The 3,497-nt window shown below is 64.1% G+C and carries 5 protein-coding genes; 2 read left to right on the forward strand and 3 right to left on the reverse strand.

What is annotated here, in order from left to right:
- Nucleotides 1–159: 159 nt before the first annotated feature.
- Both AC1D00_RS32220 and AC1D00_RS32225 read right to left on the reverse strand, forming a co-directional pair.
- Nucleotides 160–1,296, reverse strand: coding sequence for an epoxide hydrolase family protein (locus AC1D00_RS32220; protein WP_477013441.1), 1,137 nt, complete (start codon nt 1,294–1,296; stop codon nt 160–162).
- A gap of 128 nt (nt 1,297–1,424) precedes the next feature.
- Entirely contained in the window at nt 1,425–1,880 is a 456-nt protein-coding gene (locus tag AC1D00_RS32225) for a GatB/YqeY domain-containing protein (RefSeq protein ID WP_404559186.1), read from the reverse strand.
- Nucleotides 1,881–1,954: 74 nt separating this feature from the next.
- Between AC1D00_RS32225 and AC1D00_RS32230 the strand changes: the two genes are divergently transcribed.
- Entirely contained in the window at nt 1,955–2,323 is a 369-nt protein-coding gene (locus tag AC1D00_RS32230; RefSeq protein WP_477013442.1) for a hypothetical protein, read from the forward strand.
- A gap of 4 nt (nt 2,324–2,327) precedes the next feature.
- Here the strand turns inward: AC1D00_RS32230 and AC1D00_RS32235 are convergent, their stop codons facing one another.
- The gene (locus AC1D00_RS32235; RefSeq protein WP_477013443.1) at nt 2,328–3,029 is read right to left on the reverse strand and encodes an alpha/beta fold hydrolase; all 702 of its coding nucleotides are present in this window, start codon (nt 3,027–3,029) and stop codon (nt 2,328–2,330) included.
- Nucleotides 3,030–3,175: 146 nt separating this feature from the next.
- On the opposite strand from AC1D00_RS32235, the gene AC1D00_RS32240 reads away from it, so the two are divergent.
- Nucleotides 3,176–3,497, forward strand: a 322-nt coding sequence (locus AC1D00_RS32240; protein WP_477013444.1) for a carbamoyl-phosphate synthase domain-containing protein, incomplete at its 3' end; no start/stop codon positions are given.

The raw sequence follows: 3,497 nt of genomic DNA on the forward strand, positions 1-3,497 counted from the left end.
GGCGCCCAAAGGGCGAACCCGGAATCTCGAGATTCCGGGTTCGCCCTTTGGGCGCCCCGGAATGACCGCGAGAGAGTTACCGCGGCGCCCAAAGGGCGAACCCGGAATCTCGAGATTCCGGGTTCGCCCTTTGGGCGCCCCGGAATGACCGCGAGAGAGTTACCGCACGGTCGCGAAGAACTTCCTGACGTCGCGCACGAACAGTCCCGGTTGCTCGAAAGCGGCGAAATGGCCGCCCTTCTCCATCTCGCTCCAATGCGTGATGTTGTGAAAATTGGGCTCCATCCAGCGCCGCACCGGCGTGATGATCTCCTTCGGGAACACGGCGACACCGGTCGGCACGCCGACCTCAGGCGTCGTGCGTCGCTTGCCAAAGCTTTCCCAGTAGAGCCGCGCCGACGATGTCGCCGTCTCCGTCGCCCAATACAGCATGACGTTGTCGAGCAGTTCGTCCCTGGTGAAGATGTTCTCGGGATGGCCGTTGCAATCGGTCCAGGCCCAGAACTTTTCGAGGATCCAGGCCGCCTGCCCGCTCGGCGAATCCGTCAAGCCGTAGCCGAGCGTCTGCGGCCGCGTCGATTGCTGCCTGGAATAACCGGAATCGAGATCGACATAATGCTTGAGGCCGGCGAGTGCGCGCTTCTCCTCCGGCGTCGGCTCACCCTCGACCTTCGGCGCCGCGTTGAAGGCGAGCGTGATGTGGATGCCGGCGCAATGCCGGGCGTCCTGCGCGCCCAGCGAGGTCGTCACCGCCGAGCCCCAGTCGCCGCCTTGCGCGCCGTAGCGCGCGTAGCCGAGCCTGTCCATCAGCTTGGCCCAGGTCGCGGCGATGCGGTCGACGCCCCAGCCGGTGGTCTTCGGCTTGGCGGAGAAGCCGAAGCCCGGCAGCGAAGGGCAGATCACGTGGAACGCATCCGCGGGATTGCCGCCATGTGCGGCGGGATCGACCAGCGGCGCGATCACCTTCTGGAATTCCACGATCGAGCCGGGCCAGCCATGGGTGATGATCAGCGGCAGCGCGGCCGGCTGCTGCGAACGCGCATGCAGGAAGTGGATATCGAGCCCGTCGATCTCGGTCGTGTATTGATCGAAGCGGTTGAGCTTGGCTTCGCGGGCGCGCCAGTCGTAGCCATCAGCCCAATAGGTGCAGATCTCGCGGATCCATTTCAGCGGCGCGCCCTGGCTCCAGTCGTCGACGAGTTCAGCCTCGGGCCAGCGCGTGCGGGCAAGGCGCGATTTGAGATCGGTGAGGATGTCGTCGCTGATGGTGATGCGGAACGGTTTGACGGCGCTCATCGGCGGCCTCCCCATCTTTTCTCGTCATTCCGGGGCGTGCGAAGCACGAGCCCGGAATCCATTTCGCAACAGAGCTGGCGGCCTGATGGATTCCGGGCTCGACGCTTCGCGTCGCCCCGGAATGACGGCTAGCCCGACAGCGCGGCCTTCACCAATCCGCTCGCCTTGCCGAAATCCATCTGGCCGGCGTACTTCGCCCGCAGGATCGCGATCACCTTGCCCATGTCCTTCATGCCGGCGGCGCCGGTTTCGGCGATCGCGTCCGCGATCGCCTTCTTCACCTCGTCCTCGGACATCTGCTTCGGCAGGTAGGCCGAGATCACCGCGATCTCCTCGCGCTCCTGCTGGGCGAGCTCGGCGCGGCCGCCCTTGTCGTAGAGCTCGACTGATTCCTGGCGCTGCTTGATCATCTTCTGCAGCACGGCGAGCAGGTCGGCGTCCGGCAGCGGCGGCTTGCCGTTGCCTCGGGCCTCGATGTCGGCGTTCTTGAAGGTCGAGTTGACCATGCGCAGCGTGGACAGCTTGCGCTCGTCCTTGGCCTTCATGGCCTCCTTGACCGCATTGTTGATGTCGTCGCGCAGCATGATCGCCTCGTTTGGAAACAGTCCGGAAAGACTCATGGTCTACAACAAGATTTGGAGTCTATATAGGTGCTTGCATGAAGACCGGAAAGCATCTCGCCATGTTGGCGGTCTGCCTTGTGGTGCTCTGGGCAAGCCGTTTCGGCCCCTATACCTGCGGCAGGCTTCCGGGATTCACGGGCGAAACCAGCTCGTCCTGGCTCGCCATCGCCGTGAACGGGCTCTTTCTGATCCTTCTGCTGTACCTGCCAGTCTACGACTTCATTTCGCTGCTCACGTACAAGCTCGGCTGKGAGACGAGGTTCGATCCGCTCGTGGTCTACGAGGGTGAGCACTCGACGAATCCGATCTCGGAGAAGGCCCGGCGCGTCCTTTACGTGGTCGATGTTGCCATGGTGAGCTTCTTCCTCCTGCCGCTATGGACCAAGGCCGCTTATTGCGGATGAGCGCCTAGCTCGCGAGCCATTCGGAGAGCACCCGCACCGTGGCTTCCGGCTGTTCCGGTTGCGGCAGATGCCCGCAGCGTTCGAGGATCACGAGCCTTGCACCAGCGATGCTCTCAGCCATCTCCTTCGAAAACGCATTCGGGATCGTGTTATCTGCGTCGCCCGTCATCACCAATGTCGGACACTTGATGGCTGAAAGCGTCGGCCGCGAGTCGACCCGCGCGATGATCGCGGCCTGCTGCCGCAGATAGCCTTCGACGCCGACGTCATCGCCCTGCTCGTGCATGAGCCGGCGAATGTCGGAATCGTCGCGGCGCGAGGGATGCACCAGCTCCGGAAACATCTCCTCGCGCGCGGCACGCAACTCCCCGCGCTTCGCCCGCTCCATCAGGACGCGGCGGCGCTGGGTCGCCTCCGGCGTATCGGGCCGGGCCTGGGTGTTGATCAACGCGAGCCTCAAGACCCGCTCGGGCGCCTGGCGCATGATCTCCAGCGCGATGTAGCCGCCCATGGAATGGCCGGCGAGCGCAAAGCGCGGCGGGGCCTCGCTCAGCACCCGGCGGGCGATCGCCGCCATGCTGTCATCGCGGATATGGTTGGCGACCATCACCGGGCCGAACCGCCACAGCGCCGGGATGACAGGGGCATAGATCCGGGCCGAGGAGGCCAGCCCCGGAACCAGCAGAAGCGGGGTGATCTGGTCCATTATTGCCTCGAAAGCCCCTGGATTTGCCGGAAATTGTGCGGCCAAGCTTAAGTACCCGGGACGGGCTGTCAAATATGCAAAAACGCATGTGAATCGGGCCTCTCCCGCTTTGACGGAGGCGCGTGGGCAGACTATGAAACGCGCTCATGACACAACATGACAACGATCCCGCTTGGCCGGACCATAAACCGACCGCGCTCCTCGTGCTCGCCGATGGCACGGTGCTCGAAGGCTTCGGTCTCGGCGCCGAAGGCCATGCCGTCGGTGAAGTCTGCTTCAACACCGCGATGACCGGCTATGAGGAGATCCTCACCGATCCCTCCTATGCCGGCCAGCTCATCACCTTCACCTTCCCGCATATCGGCAATGTCGGTACCAACGAGGAAGACATCGAGACGGTGAACATGGCCGCGACGCCGGGCGCGCGCGGCGTGATCCTGCGCACCGCCATCACCGATCCCTCGAACT

The organism is Bradyrhizobium sp. P2_E8, from assembly GCF_056403875.1.